This is a genomic window from Candidatus Amarolinea dominans (genome assembly GCA_016719785.1).
In the GTDB taxonomy this organism is placed as follows: domain Bacteria; phylum Chloroflexota; class Anaerolineae; order SSC4; family Amarolineaceae; genus Amarolinea; species Amarolinea dominans.
The window spans coordinates 182,007-206,072 of sequence record JADJYJ010000008.1; the positions used below are offsets into that span (position 1 = coordinate 182,007).

At 62.3% G+C, this 24,066-nt stretch carries 19 protein-coding genes; 16 read left to right on the top strand and 3 right to left on the bottom strand.

From position 1 onward, the window contains the following. Positions 1-12 precede the first annotated feature (12 nt). The 11 genes from IPM84_12035 to IPM84_12085 all read left to right on the top strand — a co-directional run bounded on the left by IPM84_12035 (position 13) and on the right by IPM84_12085 (position 14,081). On the top strand, positions 13-1,140 hold the full coding sequence (locus tag IPM84_12035; protein ID MBK9093479.1) for a tetratricopeptide repeat protein: 1,128 nt from the start codon (positions 13-15) through the stop codon (positions 1,138-1,140). Beyond that, positions 1,137-2,792, top strand: coding sequence for a tetratricopeptide repeat protein (locus IPM84_12040; protein MBK9093480.1), 1,656 nt, complete (start codon positions 1,137-1,139; stop codon positions 2,790-2,792). The genes IPM84_12035 and IPM84_12040 overlap by 4 nt, the downstream gene beginning before the upstream one ends. A gap of 111 nt (positions 2,793-2,903) precedes the next feature. Beyond that, positions 2,904-3,056 carry a hypothetical protein gene (locus IPM84_12045; protein ID MBK9093481.1) on the top strand — a complete coding sequence of 51 codons (153 nt, stop codon included), beginning with the start codon at positions 2,904-2,906 and terminating at the stop codon, positions 3,054-3,056. Between the two features lie 57 nt (positions 3,057-3,113). Beyond that, the gene (locus tag IPM84_12050) at positions 3,114-4,211 is read left to right on the top strand and encodes an AAA family ATPase (protein MBK9093482.1); all 1,098 of its coding nucleotides are present in this window, start codon (positions 3,114-3,116) and stop codon (positions 4,209-4,211) included. Beyond that, positions 4,208-5,026: a DUF4435 domain-containing protein gene (locus IPM84_12055; GenBank protein ID MBK9093483.1), complete on the top strand. Its 819-nt coding sequence runs from the start codon at positions 4,208-4,210 to the stop codon at positions 5,024-5,026. Before IPM84_12050 ends, IPM84_12055 begins: the two co-directional genes overlap by 4 nt. After that, on the top strand, positions 5,023-7,359 hold the full coding sequence (gene pglZ, locus IPM84_12060) for a BREX-1 system phosphatase PglZ type B (GenBank protein ID MBK9093484.1): 2,337 nt from the start codon (positions 5,023-5,025) through the stop codon (positions 7,357-7,359). The genes IPM84_12055 and pglZ overlap by 4 nt, the downstream gene beginning before the upstream one ends. A gap of 260 nt (positions 7,360-7,619) precedes the next feature. After that, entirely contained in the window at positions 7,620-9,665 is a 2,046-nt protein-coding gene (gene brxL / locus IPM84_12065) for a BREX system Lon protease-like protein BrxL (GenBank protein MBK9093485.1), read from the top strand. A 144-nt stretch (positions 9,666-9,809) separates the two neighbouring features. Then, positions 9,810-10,661 (top strand): ribokinase, encoded by an 852-nt coding sequence (locus tag IPM84_12070; GenBank protein ID MBK9093486.1) that lies wholly within the window; start codon positions 9,810-9,812, stop codon positions 10,659-10,661. After that, the gene (locus IPM84_12075) at positions 10,658-11,446 is read left to right on the top strand and encodes a ParA family protein (GenBank protein MBK9093487.1); all 789 of its coding nucleotides are present in this window, start codon (positions 10,658-10,660) and stop codon (positions 11,444-11,446) included. Before IPM84_12070 ends, IPM84_12075 begins: the two co-directional genes overlap by 4 nt. Continuing rightward, positions 11,443-12,336, top strand: coding sequence for a ParB/RepB/Spo0J family partition protein (locus tag IPM84_12080; protein MBK9093488.1), 894 nt, complete (start codon positions 11,443-11,445; stop codon positions 12,334-12,336). The genes IPM84_12075 and IPM84_12080 overlap by 4 nt, the downstream gene beginning before the upstream one ends. A 110-nt stretch (positions 12,337-12,446) precedes the next feature. Continuing rightward, on the top strand, positions 12,447-14,081 hold the full coding sequence (locus IPM84_12085; protein ID MBK9093489.1) for an amidohydrolase: 1,635 nt from the start codon (positions 12,447-12,449) through the stop codon (positions 14,079-14,081). 9 nt (positions 14,082-14,090) lie between these two features. On the opposite strand, the gene IPM84_12090 is transcribed toward IPM84_12085, so the two are convergent. Together IPM84_12090 and IPM84_12095 are read right to left on the bottom strand one after the other, a co-directional pair. Further along, a complete protein-coding gene (locus IPM84_12090; protein ID MBK9093490.1) occupies positions 14,091-14,450 on the bottom strand; it encodes a type II toxin-antitoxin system PemK/MazF family toxin in 360 nt (119 codons plus the stop codon). Further along, positions 14,422-14,664 (bottom strand): hypothetical protein, encoded by a 243-nt coding sequence (locus IPM84_12095; protein ID MBK9093491.1) that lies wholly within the window; start codon positions 14,662-14,664, stop codon positions 14,422-14,424. The genes IPM84_12090 and IPM84_12095 overlap by 29 nt, the downstream gene beginning before the upstream one ends. 412 nt (positions 14,665-15,076) lie before the next feature. Between IPM84_12095 and IPM84_12100 the strand changes: the two genes are divergently transcribed. Together IPM84_12100 and IPM84_12105 are read left to right on the top strand one after the other, a co-directional pair. Then, the gene (locus IPM84_12100) at positions 15,077-16,300 is read left to right on the top strand and encodes an ATP-binding protein (protein MBK9093492.1); all 1,224 of its coding nucleotides are present in this window, start codon (positions 15,077-15,079) and stop codon (positions 16,298-16,300) included. 21 nt (positions 16,301-16,321) lie between these two features. Then, the gene (locus IPM84_12105) at positions 16,322-16,609 is read left to right on the top strand and encodes a hypothetical protein (GenBank protein ID MBK9093493.1); all 288 of its coding nucleotides are present in this window, start codon (positions 16,322-16,324) and stop codon (positions 16,607-16,609) included. A gap of 371 nt (positions 16,610-16,980) precedes the next feature. Here the strand turns inward: IPM84_12105 and IPM84_12110 are convergent, their stop codons facing one another. After that, on the bottom strand, positions 16,981-17,880 hold the full coding sequence (locus tag IPM84_12110) for an SDR family oxidoreductase (protein MBK9093494.1): 900 nt from the start codon (positions 17,878-17,880) through the stop codon (positions 16,981-16,983). 381 nt (positions 17,881-18,261) lie between these two features. Between IPM84_12110 and IPM84_12115 the strand changes: the two genes are divergently transcribed. The 3 genes from IPM84_12115 to IPM84_12125 all read left to right on the top strand — a co-directional run bounded on the left by IPM84_12115 (position 18,262) and on the right by IPM84_12125 (position 24,063). Next, positions 18,262-21,807, top strand: a complete 3,546-nt coding sequence (locus IPM84_12115) for a DUF3883 domain-containing protein (protein MBK9093495.1) — start codon at positions 18,262-18,264, stop codon at positions 21,805-21,807. A gap of 67 nt (positions 21,808-21,874) precedes the next feature. After that, positions 21,875-23,203, top strand: a complete 1,329-nt coding sequence (locus tag IPM84_12120) for an AAA family ATPase (GenBank protein ID MBK9093496.1) — start codon at positions 21,875-21,877, stop codon at positions 23,201-23,203. Further along, positions 23,200-24,063 carry a hypothetical protein gene (locus tag IPM84_12125; protein MBK9093497.1) on the top strand — a complete coding sequence of 288 codons (864 nt, stop codon included), beginning with the start codon at positions 23,200-23,202 and terminating at the stop codon, positions 24,061-24,063. The genes IPM84_12120 and IPM84_12125 overlap by 4 nt, the downstream gene beginning before the upstream one ends. Positions 24,064-24,066 lie beyond the last annotated feature (3 nt).

The following is a 24,066-nucleotide window of genomic DNA, read 5'->3' on the forward strand; positions in this document are numbered from 1 at the left end:
CAAGAACGTTTAGTGACTATTTGTGAGAATTATGTTCAAGAACACAATACATCTCCGGATACGCTTGGCACGGAATTGCCAAATATACTTATTGCGATTCAGATCTGCGAGAAGCAGCATAACTTGATCTCTTTAGGATTTCTGATCCATTCTACTGGAGAGATGTTATTGGGTGCCGGGCATAAAGACAAATATCAGCGTTGGCTTGAGCTCATACTCTCAGATACATCCATTGCTGCTGATACCAACACACGCGACCTTCTACTGGCCTTGATTGATGACTATGCAAATACTCTCAACTCGGCAGGTGAGCGCAGTCGTGCGTTGATCCTTTATGAACGGTTGCTTAGTGAGACCGAAGGAGATCCGTTGCTGCAAGCCTTTGCCCATTTGGGATTGGGTGCCGTCCAACTAGGTGCCAGTCGAATAGATTTGGCACGAAATCATTGGCTGCAAGCCCGCGCCAATGCTCAGGAGTGCAATGCGCCAGACATAGTAACCCTGGCCAACTATTTTCTGGGGGAACCAGACAATCACTCGGATGTGCTGGTTAGTCTCGAACAAGCGCCCTTCTCTCGCAAACCCAAGTCTGCAAACTGGCGACGGTATCTTTGGTGTCAGATGCAAGCGATGCGCCACTTCCAAAGGAAAGAATACACCCATGCCAGCACTTTGTACTGCGAGGCGCTCCAATTGGCTACAACTTTGGCTGACGAACGCGGTAAGGCATTGGCCATGTTCCATCTGGGTGAAATTGCTCGCGTGCAAGACAGAATTGATGAGGCTTTGCACTATCTCCATCAAAGTGAAGATATCGCTCGCCGCATGGATGACCAGACTGGACTGGCCAGCATTTATGCCAGTTTAGGACGGTTGTATCTCTATCAGGAACAGTATAGCCTGGCTCTTCCCAACCTACGTGAGTGCGTTCTGCTCGAAAGCGCGTGGGGCGAAACTCGGATCCTGGCTGAGAATCTATACTGGCTTGGATATGCGCTGGCTAACACAGGAAGAATCGAAGAGGCACAAGACTGCTTCTTGCGCGCGCGTGCGATTTTTATGCATATGGACCAAGAGCGCGTTACCGACGTGGATCGAGCTCTTGCCAGGCTTGAAGCGGCTTTGGAGGCAGGCACATGAGTTTTTTTCAACCTACAGGCTGGGCTGAAAAGCACTCACGAAAAAGCCAGCAGCGGTTTGCTCAACAGTTCTTAGCCTATGCCGAGACTCATTGGCAGGAGCACGATGTATTGCAGCGTGAGTTGCCTAACTTGCGAATTGCGATTAACCTGCTCATTCGCCAACAATCCCCAGTGCAGACAGCAGAGATGATTTCATCTCTCAGTAGCCTCTGGCTTGCGCAGGGTTATTGGCAGGAAGCACTGGACTACTTTGATCATGCACGACCGCTTCTGGATCGTTGGCACTCAGAGCGCACTGGCAATCAGCAGGTAGAACTCGGCTGGGGGCAAGTGCAGGTGGTTGCTGTGATGGCCCGATTTTTACAGGGCCTGCATCAGGAAGCTCGTGAATCTCTTCAATGTCTCCTCCGCGAACTGCACCTCGAAGACAAATCTGCGTCTTTGCTGTTGCTTCTGTTTGCAGGCCTGGTCAATCAATCAAAGGAAGAGTCACGCGAACTGAACGTGCTCTACGACGAATGGCTGGTAAGGATCAGGGAGATCGAGAACCTATCCATGAGGGGTGCCGCGCTCGACTTGATTGCAAGGCAACTGGCCGACCAGGGAGATGTGAATCGTAGCCTTGAGCTATTGCGTGAGAAAATGGAGATTGACAGCCAGCGGCATGACATTTACGCCATTTGCGAGACGCTATGCTCTTTGGCCTCGGTAGCCAGATCTGCCGGACTAGACGCTTTGGCTGACGATTGTCTGCAGGAAGTAATGAAACTCAGTGCCATCAATCAGAAATCCGAAGCTTACGCTGAGGCATTGCGTGAACGTGCTGCCATTGCGTTGAAACAGGAAAACTATCCTCTCGCCAGTGATCTTTATCGCGAGATCCTGGCAATGGCGCGTCAGCGCAAGAGCAAACCCGCCATAGCCAATACCTTGCGACTCCTGGTCTTTGCGGCTGAAGAGTTGGGCCAGAGTATTGATAGCCTGCTTGAAGAGAGTCTTTCAGTCAGTCGCGATATCGGTGATTATGCTGGCATGATCCGTTCATGGATCCAACTTGGGACGCTTGCACAAGAACAAGGCAAAGCAGATCAGGCGCAGGATCAGTTCGAGAAAGCCCGTAATCTTGCGGAGCAAATACAAGACCAAGAACTGCTGGCCCTGGCCTGGCAGAGCCTTGGAGAACTTGCTGAGGAGCGAGAGAATTGGATCGAAGCCCGCCACTGTTACGAACGATGCCTGGAGGTGTCCAATGATATGACAAATTCAGAGGGACGGGCGCTTGCGCTGCGTAACCTGGGTCATGTGTTGATCAACTTGCGGGATATCGACTTAGCCGTCAACATGTTCAGCGCCAGCGCCGAGATACACGCACGGACCGGAGACTGGGAATCGTACGCTGGAAATCTTTATGACCTTGCCTATGTGGCAGCCCTGGAAGGACGAGCAGAAGATACGCGAGAATTTTACCAACAGTGTGTGACTATTCTGCGCCGGATTGGTTCGACTCATTTGGAGGAAATCGATGAAGCAAAACAGCATCTCGAACAAACCTTGGCCTCAAGCTCTGCACATAATCTCCAACTCCGCCGAAACCTCCAGTATTCTGAGACTGCCTCATACATGGATTCCGAAGTCAGATGCACCCCGTGATTCATGTTCTCGTTAGGTAGCATTGAGGCACTTGATGTGGGCCCGCGCAAGATGTGTACTTTGCTGTATATCCAACCTGACGCCGTTCAAGCAGGAAGAGTGGCATTGGCCATGAACAAACCAATTACATTTTTTGAGACTGTGACCGGCGCGTTGGTGCACGCCGGTCAGTACAACAAGAACGACCAATGCCGGCCGGCCGCTATCCTGTGGCCCGACAAGGAGCGCCAATGGGAGCCGCTGCTGCCGATTGTGGTAGAATAGGCGCGATGCCCGAAGCGAGTTTCAAGACATCTGTACAGCCACGGAAGGAGGCCCAACATGCACGTTAGTAGGATCATTCTCAAGCAAGTTCGCAACTTTCGTGATTTTAGCCGCGCCTTCGAGGATGGCTGGACCAACCGTGTGCCCGACGCGCTGCTGTTGATGGGGCCGAACGGCAGCGGCAAAAGTACGCTGCTGGAGGTCATTGTGGCCCTCTGGCGGGGCATGGCAGATTCGCTCCCTGGGGCAAACCCGGTGACCGACGCGGCCGGGGCGCGCCTCTTGCAGTCGGCGGGACTGGCTGCCCTGGAAGTGATCGGTTTCGAGGGCGCGCCAATGTGGATCTATGCGGGCGGGCAGGATGCCACCCGGAGCTTTGCGGCTGCTCATGCCGATGCGCACCGCTTTGAATTACAGCGCCACCTCTCCTCATCCCCGGAAGATGTGCGCGGCACACAAGTCACCGGTATCTACACACCTCCCGGCCCCCCGGATCGCAGCAAAGCAGAGACACAAAAGGAGGGCGAGGCCTGGACGAACCGCTTAGCCGATCAACTGGCTGAGAACCAGCTCGGCAAGCGGGCCGACCTGCCCAACCTCGTCTATCTGGCCAGTGAAAGCCGGCTGCTCCGCCCATTGAGCGAGCGGTTCAGCGTGCAGCCCGAGCCGGAGGAATACCAATGGCTGGCCCGCTACGAGCCGGTCGCCAGCCGCCGGGGCAGCTTGCAGAACTATCTCTACAACCTCAAGGTGGTGGATGAGGCCCGCTTCGACGAGATCGCGGCGCAGTTCAATCGGTTCCTGGTCGGTAAACGGCTGAACGGCTTCGACCGGCGCACCGGCGACCTGTTGGTGGAGGTCGGAACTGGCGAGAGCCATCCCATCGAGGAATTGAGCAGTGGTGAGAAGCAAGTGCTGCTCATGCTGGCAACGATCACGCGCTGGCTGCGGCCGGGCGGCATCGTGCTTGTGGACGAGCCAGACCTGCACCTGCACGTCTCCCTGGCGACGGCGTTCGTCAGCCATCTGCGCCGAATGGTCGCAGATAAAGGCGGCCAACTCATCATCGCCTCGCACATGCCGGAGTTGTGGGAGCTATTTACGGACTCGCACACCGTCCGCCTGGATGCAACGGGAAAAGAGGTGGCGCGATGAGCGCCCTGCCGGCCTGGATCGTTGAGATCGAGAACCTGGCGCGCGGTTTGCCGGTCATCTTGGTTGAGGGCAAGGAAGATGTGATGTGGTTCGGCCATTTTCTGGACCTGCACGCGGCCGGTTGGCGGAGCCGCACGTTTCTCGCGGCGGCTGAGGGCAAGCGCCATGTGATCCAGGGGACAACCATCCACCGCCCTTCGTGGATCGGGATCATTGACCGCGATGAATGGCGTGAAGCCGATGTTGTCGCCGCAGCCGGTAGATCGTCGCGCCTGCATATCTTGCCGCGGTTCTGCATCGAATCCTACCTGTGTGATCCAGCCGAGCTTTGGAACGCCCTGCCTGCGCCCCAGCGGAACCGAGTCACCGACGCGGACGCCTGGACGGAGGTCATTCGCCAGCACATCCCGGATTGGGTGGCTCACGGCGCCATGTGGCGCGTGCTACGCGAGATCCACGAAACGAGCCGCTTCCCCAGCCAACTCGAAGAACACCCGATCACGGACGAGGCGCAGATTCGCCAGATCCTGGCTTCGTGGCATCAACAAATCGCGCCAGACATTGTCCTGGCGCGCTATCAGGTGGAATTGGCCGTTGGTCGTGCGTCGCCCAAGCCGGAACAGTTGCGGCAGCACATCCACGGCAAGAAGTTCTTCAACCAGGTCGTTGTGCAGGTTTTGGACCGGCTCTTTGCGGGCAAGGGTGCCGACGACTGGCAGCAGAGATTTCGCGACGCGCCGATCTTGCCGCCTCCCGACCTATCTGCCTTACTTGACCGTATCCTGGCGCAACTACCGTCAACAGGCCTGCCATGAGTGAACCCACCACACTCCTCGATGCCCTGACCGCGGCGTTGGCGCGCGCCGGCCAGTACAACAAGAACGACCAATGCCCGCCGGCTGCCATCCTCTGGCCCGACAAGGAGCGCCAGTGGGAGCCGCTGCTGCCGGCGCTGCGCGAGCGCCTGCCGCTGCTGACCCTGGGACCTTACGCGCCCGCGCAGCGCACCGGCCCGGCCTACTGGCTGCGCTGCATGATCGCGGCCACGCTGCCCCAGGATGTGCTGCCGGCCGGCGTCGTGCCGATCATCTACCTGCCGGGCATCAGCCGCGCCGACATCCGGGCCATCGAGGAGTGCCCCAAGCCGCTGCAGCCGTTGGCCGAGCTGCAGTACCGCGGCGTACTGTGGACGCACAAGAACGGCCGCGATTGGACAGTGGCCGGCTTCTTGCAAAGCGCCGACGGCGGGCTGGGCATCGCGGTGAGCGGCGACGCAGCCACGCGGGAGGCGCTGGAACGGGCGCTGCTCAAGCTGGCATACGAACCGCTCGCGCGCCTGAAAAAAGAAGCGCCGCTCAAGGCCGCGTTCTTCGACGAACTCTTGAACCCAGACCAGGCTCGACGGCTGCTCCTCTGGCTGAACGACCCGGAGGGGTATTCCCACGGGCTGGCGCCGGCCGAGTGGTACTCATTCTGCGACCTCTGCAAGCGCAAGTACGGCTTCCATCCTGTGGACGACGGCGCGCTGACCGCCGCCGAACGCCTGGGCGCGGCGCAGGGCGCCTGGGCAACCGTTTGGGCGCGCTACAATGAAAACCCCGAAGGGTATCCCAACCTGCCGGCTCTGCTGCGCCGGGCGCGGCCGCAGTTGGCGCTCTTCGACGCCCGCCAACCCTATTGGCCGCAGGATACCGAGGCGGCCGAAGGAGACCTGCGCGCGGCGCTTTTGGCGTTGGCCGCGGCGTCACCGGCCGCCGCGCGCCGGGGCATTGCGCATCTCGAGGCCGAACACGGCCCGCGCCGCGGCTGGATTTGGGCCAAGTTAGGACAGGCGCCGCTGGCGAAAGCACTGCAGCGCCTGGTCACCCTGACCCAAGCGACTGAGAAGCCGCTGAGCGGCGCGACCGTTGGTGATATCGCAACGGCGTACACCCAAAAGGGTTGGCAGGCTGATGCTGCGGCTCTGGACGCGCTCGCGGCAGTCGAAGCCGCTGAGGACGTGGCCGCGGTCAAGTCGGCGATCGCGACGCTCTACCGCTCATGGCTGGAAGGGGCCGCGACCGCGCTGCAAACCGCCGTCCTCGGCAACCCGGCCGCCAACTACGCGCCCGACGGTTTAAACCGTCCGCCGCCGGCAGCCGATGCAGGCACGTGCATCCTGTTCAGCGATGCGCTGCGCTTCGACGCCGGCATGAAGCTGGTGGCAGCATTGGAGCGGCGGGGTCTGTCATGTGCGACCGGATGGCGCCTGGCTGCCCTGCCGACGGTCACGCCGACGGCCAAGCCCGCGGTCTCGCCCGTCGCTGGCCTGATGACCGGCAGCCGCGAGCCGGGCCTGACCCCGGTGGTCGAAGCCACCGGCGCCAGCAGCACCGTTGCCGTGCTGCGCAAGCTGCTCGAAGGCGCCGGCTTTCAGATTCTCACCGGGGACGCTCTTGGCGATCCGCACGGGATGGCGTGGACCGAGCTGGGCGCCATTGATCAGTACGGTCACGAGCACGGCTGGAAAGTGGCGCATCACTTGGCGGGCGAGCTGCGCAGCCTGGAGAGGCGCATCGAGGCGCTGCTGGGTCACGGCTGGCAGCGGGTAATCGTTGTCACCGATCACGGTTGGCTCCTACTGCCCGGCGGCCTGCCCAAAGTCGAGCTGCCGCAGCATCTGACGGTCCTGCGCAAAGGCCGCTGCGCTGTACTCAAAACAAACGCCCAGACCGATCAGCATACGGTCCCCTGGCATTGGGACAAGGACGTGCGGATCGCGGTCGCCTCGGGCATCGCCTGCTACGAGGCCGGCAAAGAGTACGAGCACGGCGGCATCAGCCCGCAGGAGTGCATCGTGCCGGTCATCACGGTCTCCAAGCCGGTTGCCGCAGCCGCGCAGGAAGTCGCCGTGACGGGTGTGACCTGGAAGGGGCTGCGCTGCACAGTCAACATGACTGGGGCCGGCGCAGGTATGACCGCCGACATCCGCACTAAGGCCGGCAACGCGGCGACATCGCTCGCCGCGCCGAAACCGATCGAGACCGGCGCCGCGTCGCTGCTGGTCCCAGACGATGACCAACTGGGCGCGGCCGCGTTCGCCGTGGTGTTGGCGGCAGACGGGTCGCTCGCAGCGCAGATGCCGACCACGGTGGGCGGGCAGATGTAGCGCAATTTGGCAAATTACGTAACTGCTCAGGCGGCCCCCCTGCCCCCAATCCTGGGGGGAAAAGCATTCGGCTCCCCCAGGATTGGGGGGCAGGGGGGCACTCCGGGCGCTATCGAGACCATTCTCACTGCCTGGCTGCGCAATTTGCCAAATTGCGCTATAAGGCGGACCGGAATAGAGCCTTCAGGCGGTCCGGTGGGAACACGAACCGGCTGAAGCCTCAAATCCAGAGCAGCGAAGGCGATTCTCAGGAAGGCAAGATGGAACTGGACAGGCTGGACCAACTCGCAGCAGAAGTGTTCACGGGCTATATTGTCCGCAAAGACCTGGCGCTCAAATTCCGGGGCCAGTATCCCGTACCGACCTATGTCGGCGAATTCCTGTTGGGGCGCTACTGCGCCAGCACGAACCCGGCCGAGATCTCGGAGGGGCTGGAGATCGTCGAGCGGCAGATGCGCGAGCGCACCGTGCGGCCCGGCGAGGAGGAACTCTTCAAGTCACGCGCGCGCGAGCGCGGCTCGGTCAAGCTGATTGACCTGATTACTGCGCGGCTGGACACCGCCAGCGATTCCTACCTGGCGACGCTGCCCAGCCTGCGCCTGCGCGACGTGCGCATCGCTGCGGAGACAGTCGCGGGCAACGAGCGCATGCTCACCGGCGGTTTCTATGCCGAGATCCAGCTTGAATATGATGCGGCCATTGCCCAGGAGCGCAACGGCCGCCCCTTCGGCATCACCGCCCTGCGCCCGATCCAGCTCTCCAAGCGCGGCGTATCCGATGACCTGGCCCGCGGCCGGCCGGCGTTCACCACCGCGGAGTGGCGACAGCTTCTGCTGCGCAGCGTGGGCTTCGAGCCGGAGCGGCTGACACCGCGCGCCCAGGACATCCTGCTCCTGCGCATGGTCCCGTTCGTCGAGCGCAACTACAACATCGTCGAGCTTGGCCCGCGCGGCACCGGCAAGTCGCACCTCTATCAGCAGATCTCCCCCTACTCGCACCTGGTCTCCGGCGGCAAGGCCACCGTGGCGCAGATGTTCGTCAACAACGCCACCGGCCAGCGCGGCCTGGTGTGCCACTACGACGTCGTGTGTTTTGACGAGGTGTCCGGCATCTCCTTCGATCAGAAGGACGGCGTCAACATCATGAAGGGCTACATGGAGTCCGGGGAGTTCAGCCGCGGCCGCGAGAATATCCGCGCCACGGGCAGCATCGTCATGGTGGGCAACTTCGAGGTGGACGTCGAGCATCAGCAGCGGATCGGCCATCTGCTTGGCCCGCTGCCGCCGGAGATGCGCAACGATACCGCGTTCATGGACCGCGTCCACGCCTACCTGCCCGGCTGGGACATACCCAAGCTCGACCGTTCCCTGTTCACCGAGCATTTCGGCCTGGTCAGCGACTTCCTGTCGGAGGGATGGTCACAACTGCGTAGCGAGAACCGGCTGCCGGCCGTCGCCAGCCGTGTGCGTTACGGCAGCGCGATCAGCGGCCGCGACGCCAACGCCATCAACCACACGGTCAACGGCCTGCTCAAGCTGCTCTATCCCGACCGCGAGATGGTGATCAGCGATGAGGATCTCGCCTGGGCGGTGGAATTGGCGCTAGAGTGCCGCCGCCGGGTCAAAGAGCAACAGAAGCGCATCGGCAGCGCCGAGTTCCGCAACACCCACTTCAGCTATCAGCTCGGCGTCGAAGGGGTTGAGAAGTTCGTCGTGACCCCCGAACTGCAGAGCACGCAGACCATCGGCAGCGATCCCTTGCCGCCGGGCCAGGTCTGGGCCATCAGCCCTGGCAGCTCGGATGAAGGCGCCGGGCTGTACCGCGTGGATGTCAACGTGGGGCCGGGCGGCGGCGTGCGCATCGTCAACTTTCCCGCGCCGGGGCCATTCCGCGAAAGCATCAAGTACGGCGAACAGAACCTGGTCATGCGCGCCCGCGAGCTCGTCGGCGACCGCGACCCGCGGCAGCACGAGTTCACCGTGCAGTTACGCGCCTTCGATGCGGCCAAGAGCGGCGCATTCCTGGGCCTGCCCGCGCTGCTGGCCTTCTGCAGCGCGCTGCTGGGCAAGAGCCTCAAGGGCGGCCTGATCGCGGTCGGCGCGCTCAACCTGGGCGGCGGCCTCGACCCGATCTACAACGCCGTCAATGTGGCGGAGTTGGCCGTCGAGAAGGGCGCCGCAATGCTGCTCATTCCCATTTCTGCCCGCCGGCAGTTGAACGAGCTGTCGGACGAGATGGCGATGAAACTGACGATCCTGTTCTACGCCGATGCGCGCGAGGCCCTGCTCAAGGCCTTGGGAGATTGAGCAGTAGGGTGCGATTCCTCTGCGCTCTGCGACCTCCGCGGTAAAAAATGCGGTTATGTTTGGAGTTGTGACTCCCCCAGGCGTCTTTTGGTTTTCGCGACGCCTATGCTACAATCAGCAGCATCCTGGTTGTAGTAGAGTGTCATGCTAAATTTTCTGGTCATTGGTCATATCACACGCGATGTCTTGCCGGCCGGCGGATTTGCCCAGGGCGGCACCGCCACCTACGCGGCCGTCACCGCCCAACGTCTGGGCGTACAGGCCGCCATTCTCACCCGCGCCGCACCCGATTTCCCCCTAACTCCTGACCTGGACGACATCACGCTGGAACGTCTGCCCTCGGCCGACACCACCACCTTCGAGAACCGCTATTTCGACGGCCACCGCCGCCAGGTCGTGCATACCGTGGCCCCGCCGCTGACCGTGGCCGATGTGCCGGCCGCCTGGCGCACAATTCCCATCGTGCTGCTCGGCCCCATCGCCCAAGAGGTGGACCCGGCCCTGGCGTCGGCTTTTCCCGGCAGCCTCCTCGGCGTCGTGCCGCAAGGCTGGATGCGCCGCTGGGACGCGCAGGGCCATGTCAGCCGTCAGGACTGGGAAAGCGCGGCCGAAGTCCTGGCCGGCGCGCAGGCGTTGATCCTGAGCGATGAAGACCTGGGACACTCCACCGCAACGCTGGCGCATTACCGGCGCCTCTGCCCCCTGGTGGTGCTCACCCTGGGCGCACGCGGCTGTCAGGTCTGGCAGGGCGACCGCATGACCGCGATGCCGCCCCGCCCCGCGCACGAGGTGGATCCAACCGGCGCGGGCGATGTCTTTGCCGCCGCCTTCCTGATTCGCCTGGCTGCCAGCGGCGACCCGCTGCAAGCCGCCCGTTTTGCCAACGTTGCCGCCTCGTTTTCGGTCGAAGGGCAGGCCACTCATGCCATTCCGAGCCTGGCCCAGGTCGAAACGTGGCTAACCCAACACCCAATTGAGGCGCAAAGTTCGCTGTGACTCGTATCCTTGCCTTTGCCAATCAAAAAGGAGGCGTGGGCAAAACCACCACCTCCGTCAACCTGGCAGCCTACCTGGCACAGGCGTCCAAGCGCGTGCTCCTGGTGGACTGCGACCCGCAGGCCAACGCCACCAGCCACGTCGGCATCAACCCTCAGCACGTCATCTACGACCTGTACGATAGCCTGATCGGCCAAATGCCGCTGGGCAAAGTGGTCTCTCTGACCTACCGCGTCGGACTGGAGATGGTGCCCTCCGCGCCGCGCCTGGCCGGCGCTGAAGTCGAGATGGTTGGGCTGTGGGCGCGTGAGTATGTGCTGCGCCGGGCGCTGGAGCCGGTAGCATCAGGCTATGATTATGTCCTTCTGGACTGCCCCCCCAGCCTGGGCCTGCTGACCATCAACGCGCTGACCGCGGCCAACGGGGTCATCATCCCCGTTCAGTGCGAATACTTCGCCCTGGAAGGACTGGCGCACCTGCTGGCCACCATTGACCTGGTGCGCAAGAGCCTCAACCCGGCGCTGACCGTGCAGGGGCTGGTGTTGACGATGTACGACGGCCGCACCAACCTGGCGCAGCAGGTGGTGAGCGAAATTCGCCAGAACGCGCCGGCGCCGGTCTTTGCCACCCTCGTCCCGCGCAACGTGCGCCTGAGCGAAGCGCCGAGCTTCGGTGAAACGATCCTGACCTACGCGCCGCGTTCGCCGGGCGCCCAGGCCTACGAGGCGCTGGCGCAGGAATTGATGCGGCAAGAAAAACCAGTCAACCCAGGACAAACGCCATGAGCCATATCAAACGCGGTCTGGGCCGCGGCCTGAGCGCCCTCATCCCCACCACGCCCACGACCTCCCCGGAGGTCAGCCAGGCGCTGGTCGAAATCGAAATCACCGCCATTGCTCCCAATCCGCGTCAACCGCGCCAGGCGTTCGACAGCGAAGCCCTGCAAGAACTGGCGGCTTCGATCCGTGAGCATGGCCTGATTCAACCGCTGATCGTGACCCGCGCCGCGGGTGGGCAGGCAGACGCGGGCGGCCCGGCCTACTACCTGATCGCGGGGGAGCGCCGTTGGCGTGCGGCGCGCCTGGCCGGTCTCAACCAGGTGCCGGCCATCGTCAAGGAGGCCAGCGCGCAAGCTGTGCTGGAAATGGCGCTGGTCGAGAATGTGCAGCGCGCCGACCTCAACCCGCTGGAAGAGGCCACCGCCTACAGCGTCCTGATCGAGGAATTCGGCCTGACGCAGGCGCAGGTGGCGACGCGGGTGGGCAAAGCGCGGGTCACCGTGACCAACCTGCTGCGCCTGCTGCGTCTGAGCGAGCCGGTCAAGGAGGCGCTGATGGCCGGCGTCCTGTCAGAAGCGCAGGCGCGGCCCCTGGTCGGCCTGGATGACGACTTGCAGGCCGAGGCACTGGCGATCATCCGCCACCGTCACCTGACCGCGCGCCAGGTGGAAGAGCTCGTACATCGCCTGACCCTGGCCGCGGCGCCGGAAGCCGCGGCCGGCGAGCTTGATTCGCAGGCGCTGCACGTGCAAGCCCTGGAAAACAACCTGCGTGAGCGCCTGGGCACCAAGGTGGAGATCAGCCGCAGCGCGCGCGGGCGCGGGCGCCTGGTCATTCATTTCTACTCTGACGAAGAACTGCAGGCGGTCATCGAAGCCATCGCCGGCGCGGAGTGAAGCCGGGCGGTTGAAACCGCTGCAACCGCTGCAAAGTCGGCCTTCGCCGACTGGGGCAAGCCGCCCGGCGGCGGCTGCATTGCCCCCTATCCGCGGAGAGGTGATCCACCATGCATGCAACCATGCTCCTGACCGATGCCCGCATCTACACGCAGGATGCGGAGCGCCCAACCGCCCGCGCCGTCGCGCTGGCCGGTAATCGCATCCTGGCGGTGGGTGATGATCTGAGCCACCTGACCGGCCCTGATACGCAGACGCACGATCTGGGCGGCCGCACGATGCTGCCCGGTTTCATTGATGCCCATATCCACTTCGTCGGCTGGGCCTTGCAGCGGCGCTGGGTTGACCTGGCCGGCGTGCTGAGCGCGGCGCAGGCCCTGGCCGTCATCGCGCGCAAGGCGGGTCAGATGGCGCCTGGCCGCTGGCTGCGCGGCGGCGGCTGGGACGCCAACGTCTGGCCGGAGGGCCTGCCCACGCGGCAGACGCTCGATCAGGTCGCGCCCCTGCATCCCGTGGCCCTGGACAGCAAAGATTGGCATTCGTTGTGGGTCAACAGCCTGGCGCTGGCGCGGGCCGGCATCACGGCATCCACGCCCGACCCCGCCGATGGCATGATCGAGCGCGATCCGCAGACGGGCGAGCCGACCGGCATCCTGCGCGAGAACGCCGTCAAGCTGCTGGATGGCGTCATCGAGCAGCCAGGCCTGGACGAGAGCTGTGCGGCCACGCTGGAGGGCATCCATCTGGCCTGGGCCAACGGGCTGACCGGCATCCACGAGGCCAACGACACGGCGGAGATGCTGGCCTTTCGCACCTATCAGGCTCTCCTGCGCCGCGGCGAGTTGGGGCTGCGCGTCAACCAAGCCATCCCGCGCGCGCAGCGTCAGGCGGCCATTGATCTGGGCCTGCAGAGCGGCTTCGGCAACGACTGGCTGCGCCTGGGCAGCGTCAAGTTCTTTGCCGACGGCGCGCTCGGCTCGCAGACAGCCTGGATGTTGGAGCCGTATCGCGGGCGGCCGGACTGGCGCGGCATCTGTACGCTGGACCCGGAGGAGTTTACCGAGGAGGCGCTGGCGTGCAGCGCGGCCGGCCTCAGCGTGATGATTCACGCCATCGGCGACCGCGCCAACCGCCATGTGCTGGACGCGCTGCGCCTGGTGCGCGCGGCCGAACCAGAATGGCAGACCGGCCAGGCCCAGCCGGCGCGACCCTGGCCGCCGCTGCGCCACCGCATCGAGCATGTGCAGATCATCCATCCGGACGACGCCCCGCGCCTGGCGCAGTTGGGCCTCATCGCCTCCATGCAGCCCATCCACGCGACCAGCGATATGCTCAACGCCGATCGCTCATGGGGTGAGCCGCGCGTGCAGGGCGCGTACGCCTGGCGCAGCCTGCTCGCCAGCGGCGTGACCCTGGCTTTCGGCTCCGACGCGCCGATCGAGGCGCCGGACGTGCTGGCCGGCATCCACGCCGCGGTGACGCGGCGCCGCGCGGACGGCGCGCCCGGCCCGGCCGGCTGGCAGCCGCAGGAGCGCATCAGCGCGGCGGAAGCCGTGCGCGCCTACACCCTGGGCGCGGCCTTTGCCAGCGGCGAAGAAGCGAGCAAAGGCTCCATCACCCCCGGCAAACTGGCCGATCTGGTGGTGCTCGACCGCGACATCTTCGCCTGCCCGGCTGAGGAGATTTTGCAGACTCGCGTGTCGGCGACGGTGCTGGATGGGAGGGTAGTGTACGGGGAGCTGTGAGCGTGACGGTTACGCCAAACCAAACACCTTACGAAGGCGCGCTTTGACCTGAGCCTGCATGGCAGGCGACAAGACACCCAGTTCACGTTGCAGCAGGGAGGTTGTGGCTGTCATCAAACGGTGTAGTTGAAGGGTGGATGAAACCTGGAGTCCCGTTGCTCTGAAGTCCGTACTACGTGCGTCAATAACCAAATCGGTTTCCAGGAGTTTGTCTGGAATACGGCTCGTGACAAAAGCCAGGATCACGTGTCTATGCGGCCCAATGGGATCGGTGAGACAAACGGCAGGGCGGACCTTGCTGCTGGAAAGATCATCGAATGGAAACGGGACGAGAATGACTTTATGCTTCGTCACGGAATGGCTTCCCATCGCTCAAAGAGTAGATATCTTCCTCGGCATCCTTGAGAAAGGCAAACGCCGGATTATGGGCTGCGGCGGCCAACCACTCGGTTTCTTCCCACTCGTCTGTGGGGGAATAGAGCACGATCACCCGCACCCGCTTGGGGCCGAAGATAGGCAGCAGCTCATCCAGTTTCAGTTGACGGCGCTCATTCACAGTTCCGGTCAATTCGATGGCCGTCATCGTGGCTTCCATGGTGACACCTCCTCAAGCAGCGAATCTTGTCCAGCGCCAATTATACACGAAGTCTCAATTTATGGCGAGACACCCGCAGAGCTTGAGGCTCTGACGCCTGGAAAGGGCGCCGCGCATTCTCGTGGGCTTGAAACCGTGCCACAGCCGGAACAAAGACCACGGGCTTCCAGCAGTTCCAAATGTGGCTGGGTTTTTGACCACAGAGATCACAAAGAACGCAGAGAGGCTACCAATTTGCGTCTGATCTGCCGTTTCTTTGTGTTCTCTGTATTCTCGGGTGGTTGAATGTGTGCTACATTTGGAACTCCTGAGTGAACACGCAAGCGGTTGACAACCAATCGGGTCTCGTCTATAATGCAAGCGTGTTGCATATTGGACGATAAATCCAGGAGAGAACGGCATGTATGTCGCTCGCACACTCGAACCGTGGGTGCTCAGCGCGGCGGAGCAGTTTCCCGTCGTGTTGCTGACCGGGGCCAGGCAGGTTGGCAAGACCACCCTCCTCAGGCATCTCTGCCAGGAGGAGCGCACCTACGTGACCCTGGACGATCCTCTCGTCCTCAGTCTGGCCAGGGCGGAGCCGGCGCTGTTTATGCAGCGCTTTCCGCCCCCGGTGCTGATAGACGAGATGCAGTACGCGGCCGACCTGTTGCCCTACATCAAATTGGCCTCCGATCGCGCCCAACGGCCGGGGCTGTTCTGGCTCACCGGCTCGCAGCAGTTCCACCTGATGCAAGGGGTGTCCGAGTCGCTGGCGGGGCGCGTGGCCGTGCTGCACCTGCTGGGGCTTTCCAGAAGAGAGCGGCTGGGGCAAGGGCGAGAAATTCGTCCATTCCTGCCAACGCCTGCAGAGATTCAACAGCGAATGGGCGCCGGGGGCAAACTCACGCTGAGGGAGCTTTATCGGCTGATCTGGCGCGGTGCGTTGCCCGCAATCGCCCTCGACGACGCCGTGGAGCGCGATCTGTTCTACGGTTCCTACGTGCAAACCTACCTGCAGCGCGACGTGCGCGACCTGGCGCGCGTCGGTGATGAGATGGCGTTTGTGCGCTTTCTGCGGGCGACGGCCGCGCGCACCGGCCAGCTCCTGAATCTGGCCGATCTCGCGCGCGACGCGGATGTGGCCCCAAACACGGCCAAAAACTGGCTCGCTATCCTGCAGACCGCCGAGATCGTCTATCTGCTGGAGCCGTATTCAACCAATCTCAGCAAACGACTCGTCAAGGCGCCCAAGCTCTATTTTCTTGACACCGGCCTGGCGGCCTACCTCACCGAATGGGCCAGTCCGGAGACCCTGGAAGCTGGAGCCATGTCCGGCCCGATTCTGGAGACCTGGGTGGTCGTCGAGCTGCTCAAGAGCTACTGGCACAGCGGACGGCGGGCGCCGTTTTACTACGTCCGCGACAAGGATCAGCGCGAGATTGATCTGCTGATCGTGCAGGATGGCATCGCTTATCCCCTGGAGATCAAGAAAACCGCCGCGCCGAGTCGGGATGATGTCCGGCATTTTGGAGCGCTGGCGCATCTCGGTTTGCCCGCCGGCCCTGGCGGCGTCATCTGTCTGGCGGAGCAGTCGCTGCCGCTCACAGCTACGGCCCAGTCCATCCCGGTCTGGGCGCTCTGAGCCACGAGCTAAAGGCGAGGCTTGCGGCGCCAGACCTTCCGCGTCACCTTCCTCGGACCAGGCGACAACATCCTGGACCTGATCCCCGAAGCCGGCGTCACCGACCTGCGCGCCCTGGGCCTCAACGAGCGCCAGGTACAGGCGTTGGCGTTGATGGTGAACGAAGGAAAAGAGTTCAATAACCAGACGTTTAGAGAACTCTTTGGAGTCACCGACCGCACTGCGCTGCGTGACCTTACCGCTCTCGTAGCTACGAAGTACGTGCGGCGGGTCGGAGAAGGACGCAAAATTCTCTATGTCGCCACGTGAATGTCGGGATTCGCAAAAAAATGTCGGGATTCGTGTCGGGATTCCAACCTCCCTGATGTGCCTCCAATGACGCGACTAAGCAACGGAAAGCAGACTTCGTAAGGAACATGCTCCGGGTAGTTGGCACGGCGAGACACCCGCAGAGCTTGAGGCTCTGGCGCCTGGAAAGGGCGCCGCGCATTCTCGTGGGCTTGACACTACGCCATAACCCAAACAAGACCACAGGCTTCACCCGCGCTTGATAACGAATACCGCCGGTCGTACATTAGTCGGATGCCGTGGCTTCTGGATGCAGCCGAACCGTGGACGCGCGACCGGACGCTGCGCGACCTGCCCGGCCGGCTGGAGGAGGACATCAAGCACTCAGATGATCAGAGATCAATGGCACCGACACCGCACCAGGCCCAGCTCGAATCCCACAAACGCCGTGCCTTTTGTTCGTCGTAGGATTCCTCGCTTGAACGTCTCTCTTTGCCATCCACGATGAACTTGCCGCCGACGCCTTCCAGGTCAGGATCGGTGGCGGCGACCATGTACGATGTGGAAGCCTGCTCCAGTGAACGTGCAAAGGGCATGCGCGCCAGGATTTGCTTGTAGAGGAAGCGATCGGCCAGCGACGTCCTGCGTTCGGCAATGGCTGCGGGCACGAAGCCCGGACACACCGCGTTCGAGGTGACGCCCGTACCCGTCAGCCGGCGCTGCAGCTCATACGTAAACCACATGTTCGCCAGCTTGGAGTTCCGGTAGAAGACATTGGCGTCGTAGTACTTTTCCCCTTTCAGATTATCGTAATCGAAATCCGGCGGCTTCCCGCCCGCGTATCCAGGGATGTGCAGTTGCGAAGACACCGTGATCACGCGCGCCGGGGCTGAGCGCGTCAGGTCGTCGAGCAAGAGATTGGTGAACAGGAAGTGCCCGAGGTGATTCGTGCCAAACGTCAGCTCGAACCCGTCGGCCGTGAACCTGGCTTGCTTGCCTGGGATTGATCCGCCAGCGTTGTTGATCAAGACGTGCAGCGGATAGCCTTTGGCCTGAAAGGCAGCAGCGCACTGCCGCACCGATGCGAATGACGCCAGGTCGAGCGGGATGGACTCGACGCTGGCGTGCGGGTGGCGCGCGTGCATCCGCGCGATGGCCTGCGCGCTGGTCTGTTGGTTGCGCGAGGCCATGACGACATGAAAGCCATGCGCCGCGAGCTTGCTGGCGGTGGCAAATCCAATGCCACTATTCCCGCCCGTAATCATGGCGACGCGTGGTGAGTTGACTGACATGAGGTAGGTTTCCTTTCGATGTTGTCCGGGTTGCAGTGGGCGACCACCCGATGCTTGCCCCAGCTGGTCAGCGCATGTCTTACCAGGGCGGCCGCGGCTTCGAGATGTTCATGGCTTCACTCCAAGCCATCAGAGTATACCCGGCCGCGCCGACTGTGGGAAATTACCCATGATGATGCGAAACCTCTTGCGCGGGCTGGCCCTGTCCGCGGCGCGGCCACATTGACAGGTAAAGCATCCTGTTTTATACTGAATGATCCTCTGCAGCAGACTCAGTGCTTCGGCCCAGAATGACAGGGGTGTGGACGAGACAGGGAATGAGAAAAACGGGGAACGGGCGTCTGTTCTGAGCGCTTGAGAGCCACTCGAAAGGAACCTGGTATGCGCCTTGAAGATCTGAAACCCGGTAGTTCGCTGACTGGCCTGGAGCCTGCGGCTGTGGCTACGATTGTGGCTGTTGTGCCCATCGCTGAGGGCGCGGTGACGGTCATCTATCGGACGCCGGACGGCACGCTCAAGGATCGCTTGCTGGGCCGGGTGGATGAGACTGAGACGCACATCGCGGTGGCAACTCAGGAGCGGCCGTGGGCTTTCGACGGCAACGGCGAGAATTTCAAGCTGGCGGTCGAGGCGAAGCGCATTGATCTGGCTTTTCTGTTTGACCCGATGATGGCGGTGCATACCTCGAACATTGACCCGCTGCCGCACCAGATTACAGCGGTTTACGAGTCTATGTTGCCACGGCAGCCCTTGCGCTATGTCCTGGCCGATGATCCGGGCGCGGGCAAGACGATCATGGCCGGCCTCTACATTCGTGAGCTGTTCATGCGTGCGGATGCCCGCCGGGTGCTGGTGGTGGCGCCGGGCAGCCTGGTGGAGCAGTGGCGTGATGAGCTGTATGAGAAGTTCGGCCTGGAGTTTCGTATCTTTTCAAGGGAGCTCGAAGCCGCTTCACCCAGCGGCAATCCCTTCGAGGACCACGATCAACTGATCGTCCGCCTTGACCAGATGGCGCGCAACGCGGAATTGCAGGACAAGCTGTGCGCGGCGTCATGGGACCTGGTGGTCTTCGACGAAGCGCATAAGCTTTCGGCGCACTTTTACGGGACAAAACTGGAAAAGACCGGGCGTTTTCAGTTCGCTGAACGGCTGGGCGCCCAAACCCGCCATCTGCTGCTGATGACGGCCACGCCGCACAACGGCAAGGAGGAGGACTTTCAGCTCTTCCTGTCGCTGCTGGATTCCGATCGCTTCTATGGCAAGTTCCGTGATGGCGTGCATAAGGTAGATACGTCGGACCTGATGCGCCGCATGGTGAAAGAGGAGATGGTGCGGTTCGACGGTACGCCGCTCTTTCCCGAACGCCGGGCGTATACGGTCAACTACACGCTGTCCGACCTCGAATCCGCACTCTACGAATCGGTGACCCATTATGTGCAGACGGAAATGGGCAAGGCAGACCAGCTCGTCGGCGCGCGCAAGGGATCGGTCGGTTTTGCCCTGACCGCGCTGCAGCGGCGGCTGGCGTCCAGCCCGGAGGCCATTTTCCAATCGCTGAAGCATCGCAAGGAACGCCTGGAAACACGGCTGCGCGAGGAGAAGCTGGGCATCCGGGGGCAGCAAATTCTGGCGGAGACGCTGGTTGATCTGCCGGAGGACGACGACGACCTGAATGCCGAGGAGCAGGAGAACCTGGAGGAAATTCTGATTGACGAGGCGACTGCATCCCGCACCATCGCCGAGCTGGAGCAGGAGATCATCATCCTGCAGGGACTGGAAGCGCAGGCCAAAGCCGTGGTGGTCTCCGGCCAGGATCGAAAGTGGGAGGAGTTGTCCCGCATCCTGCAGAACGACCCCGCCATGCGCGATGCCGGCGGCCATCTGCGCAAGCTGATCGTCTTCTCCGAGCACCGCGACACGCTGAACTACCTGCATCAGAAAATCGCTGGCGTGCTGGGCAATTCCGATGCGATCGTGACCATCCATGGCGGCACCCATCGCGATGAGCGCCGGCGGCTGCAAGCCCTGTTCCTCTCCGACCCCGACGTGAGGATCTTGGTCGCCACGGATGCTGCGGGCGAAGGCGTGAATCTGCAAAACGCCAACCTGATGGTGAACTATGACCTGCCGTGGAACCCCAACCGCCTGGAACAGCGATTCGGCCGCATTCACCGCATCGGCCAGCAGGAGGTGTGCCACCTCTGGAACCTCGTTGCCAAGGAGACCCGCGAGGGCGCTGTCTATCACCGACTGCTCAAGAAACTGGAAGTGGAGAGCGAAGCTCTGCACGGTCGGGTCTTCGACATCCTGGGTGAGGTCTTCGAAGAAGTCAGCCTCAAGGAACTGCTGCTGCAAGCCATCCGTTACGGCGACCAGCCTGACGTGCGCGCCCGGCTTGGACAGCGCGTTGAAAACGCCTTCGATCATGACAAGCTACGCGCCATCCTGGACCGTGACGCGCTGGCGCAGGAGACGATGAGCGCCGAACGGCTCTTCGCCGTGAAAGAGGAGATGGAGAAGGCCGAGGCGCGGCGCCTGCAACCCTATTTCGTGCGCGCGTTCTTCATGAGGGCCTTTGCCGCGTTGGGCGGCTCGATCTATGCGCGCGAGGCCGGCCGCTTCGAGATCACGCACGTGCCTACCACCATTCGCGAGCGCGACCGCCAGATCACCGGCCGCAACCGCCGCGATCTGGCCCCCGTTCTCAAACGCTACGAGCGGGTCTGCTTCACCAGGGAAGCGATTCGCCCGCTGGACAAGCCGGGCCTACCCTACGCGGCGCTGCTGCACCCCGGCCATCCGCTGCTGCTGGCCCTGAGCGACATCCTGCTGGAACAGCACGGCAACCTGCTGCGCCAGGGCGCGCTCCTGGTGGACCCGGCCGACGACGGCGAGGAACCGCACCTACTGTTCATGCTGACGCACGAGATCAAATCGGGCGACGGGCAGGTGCTTTCCAAACGTCTTCAGTTCGTCCGCGTCGCGCTCGATGGCTCGGCCAGCTTTGCCGGCTGGGCGCCGCACCTGGACCTGGAACCGCTGGCGCCCGCCGACCGGCCTCTGCTGGGTGAACTGCTGACGGCGCCCTGGATTCGTGCGGACCAGGAACAGCGCGCCCTGGCGCTGGCCGCGGCGACCCTGGTGCCGGAGCACTACGCGGAAGTGGCCGCCCGGCGCATCGCCCACGTGGACAAGACCCTGGTTGCGGTGCATGAGCGGCTGAGTAAGGAGATCAACTTCTGGTCGGACCGCTGGCTGAAGCTGAAGGATGACCAGGGCGCCGGGAAAGACGTGCGTCTGAACCTGGAAAACGCCCGCCGCACCGTCGCCGACCTCGAAGGCCGGCTGGACAACCGCAAACGGGAACTGATGACCATGCGCCACGTCACCTCGGCCACGCCGGTGGCGTTGGGAGGCGCGCTGGTGGCGCCAGCGGGATTGCTGCGCCGGCTGCGCGGGGAAGCACCCGCCGAGGATGCGGCTACGTTTTCTGCAGACGCCGCGGCCCGCGCCCGCATCGAAAGGCTGGCGATGGACGCGGTGCGACGGGCCGAGCAGGCGCACGGATGCACCGTGGTGGATGTGTCAGCCCAGAAATGCGGCTGGGATATCACGTCGTGGAAGGATGGAAGGGTGAAGGATGAAGGGGGAAGGATGAACCTTCTGCCTGATGTGCGGCATATCGAAGTGAAAGGCCGGGCGAAGGGGGCGAGTACTGTTACGATCACCCGCAACGAGATGCTGTACGCGCTCAACCAGGCCGAGAAGTTTCTGCTGGCGATTGTGCTGGTCGGCGATGATGACTCGGTTGATGGCCCCTACTATCTCCGTAACCCATTCGACGCCGAGCCGGGCTGGGGCGTGGCGTCGGTGAACTATGATCTGGGTGCGCTGCTGGCGCGTGCGCACCAGAAATTCGCAGACTGATGAAGTCGTTCCTATACGTGATAAACCCGTCCAGCAGTTGTGAGACGATGATCCGGAGACCAAGACTATGCATCTAAAGAAGGTTGTCCTCAGGGATTTTCGCTGCTTTGAGGAGTTCGAGATAGATATCCATCCGCGCCTGACTGTGCTGGTGGCGGAGAACGGCGGCGGCAAGACGGCCGTATTGGATGGTATCGCCATCGGCCTTTCTCCAGTCCTGCGCTATCTGTCCTCCGCTAACCAGCGTCTCTCCGGTCCCGGTATCGAAGATACTGACTTCCGCCTCGAATTGAAGCGTTCTACGCTCCCATTGATGCCCGAATTCGGCGGGGATGACGATTGGGGGGTGAGCGATTACGCCCAGGTGGTGATCGAGACCCTGACCGGGCCAAAATGGGATAACTGGCGCGCCTCTGCCCTTGGAAAACAGCCAGAATCCAAGGTTGGGCAAAGTGAGATTACTGCTTACGCAGTCGGGGTTCTTGACAGTCTCAAGACCGCAACTCCGCAACTGCTGCCCGTCTTTGCCTATTACGGCGCACGTCGTGGTTGGCTTGTCATCCCGGAGCGGCTGCGGGAGTCAAAGGTGAATTACACCCACCCAACTTCTGCACTGGTAGGGGCGCTGGAATCGCTCAGCGACTTCAAAGAGATGCTCAAGTGGTTTGACGTGGAGGAAGCCGCCGAACTGCGAGCCAATAAGGGGCTTAGATCGGCGGACCACGATGCGTCTGCTGCGCTCTCAGGAGTTCGTTCGGCCATCAGCGCAATTCTTGGCGGCGCCTACGAGACCCCACATTTCAACAGGAAGCACAAATTCGTCGTCGAGTCGCAGAACGGCAGCGTACTCCAGGTCTCCCAACTCAGCCAGGGTTACCAAAGTATGCTGGCGCTAGGAATGGACTTCGCTCGCCGTCTCGCCCTCGCGAATAGCCATCTGCCTGCTCCGGCAGACGCGCCGGCCATCATGCTCGTAGACGAGATAGACCTGCACTTGCATCCCTCCTGGCAGCAACGTGTGCTTGGCGACCTCATGCGCGCCTTTCCCAAAACGCAGTTCATCGTCACCACCCATAGCCCCCAGGTGCTTAGCACCGTGCCGATGGAAAGCATCCGCATTATCAAGGAAGGTACTGTCTACGCCGCGCCACCCGGCACGGACGGCGCCGAGGCGCAGCGCATCCTGGAGGATGTGTTTCAGGTTTCGCCGCGCCCGAAAACTCGCATGTCTGACGCGCTTGACGAGTATCTTCGACTGGTGGATGCCCGTGAATGGGCGGGTCCACGCGCCTTGGAACTCCGGCAAGTGCTTGATAAGTGGAGTCAGGGACACGAACCGCGGCTCTTCGAAGCCGATCTGCAGATCGCCAACATGAAGTGGGAGGCCGGAGAATGAAGAAATGTAGGAAACTCTCCGAACCACCCACACTTGAGGCCTACCGCCTGGCTCAGCCTCAGGGTTCTTGGGACCAGATGCGAAATGACTCGTTTTACGGAGGACAACAGGCGTACACCGATGTCAAGCGCACTCTTGTCAGGGGACAACGCTGTCTGTGTGCATACTGCGAAATCGAGATCGCTGGTGGCATGGACGACGCAGGGATCAATGCGAAAAAACATGAACAACGCGTCGAGCATTTTCATCCCAAGGAAGATCGAAGTGGTACCCTTAACTGGGCGCTCCACTGGTCCAACCTGTGGGCGGTTTGTCCCGGCGGCTCTCAACGCCCTCCCGACGGCATTCCTTTTGACCCAAGCCGTTACCTGCCGCCGTTGCCAGCGAATCTGAGCTGCGACGCCTTCAAAGATCATCAGATTCAGGCTGGCAAGCTGCCTGCAAGCCCGGAGGGCTGGCTTCTGGCGTCCGACGAAGTCCCGGCTTTCCCGCTCCTCTTCCAATTTGCCCCGAATGGAACTCCAGAGCCTCACCCACAGAATTGCGGGGCCCTGGCTCTACCAGGCAGCCACTACCCGAACACGACCACGCTTGTTTCCAAGACCATCGAGCATCTCAATCTCGGGTGTCCGCGACTCAACCGAAATCGTTGTATCGCCAAAGCCCAACTCGAAAAGCAGATTAGGAAAGCGCAGCAGTCGGCGCCTGGCGTTCCTCCGCAGAGCGTGATGCTCGACTTGGCGCGCCGCCTGCTCTCACAAGACGCCGATTCTCCGTGGCCGCAGTACTTCTCCCTGGTTCGCTGGCGTCTGGGCGATCCAGCAGAAGCCCATCTGCAGTCGCTCAATTACGCCGGATGACCC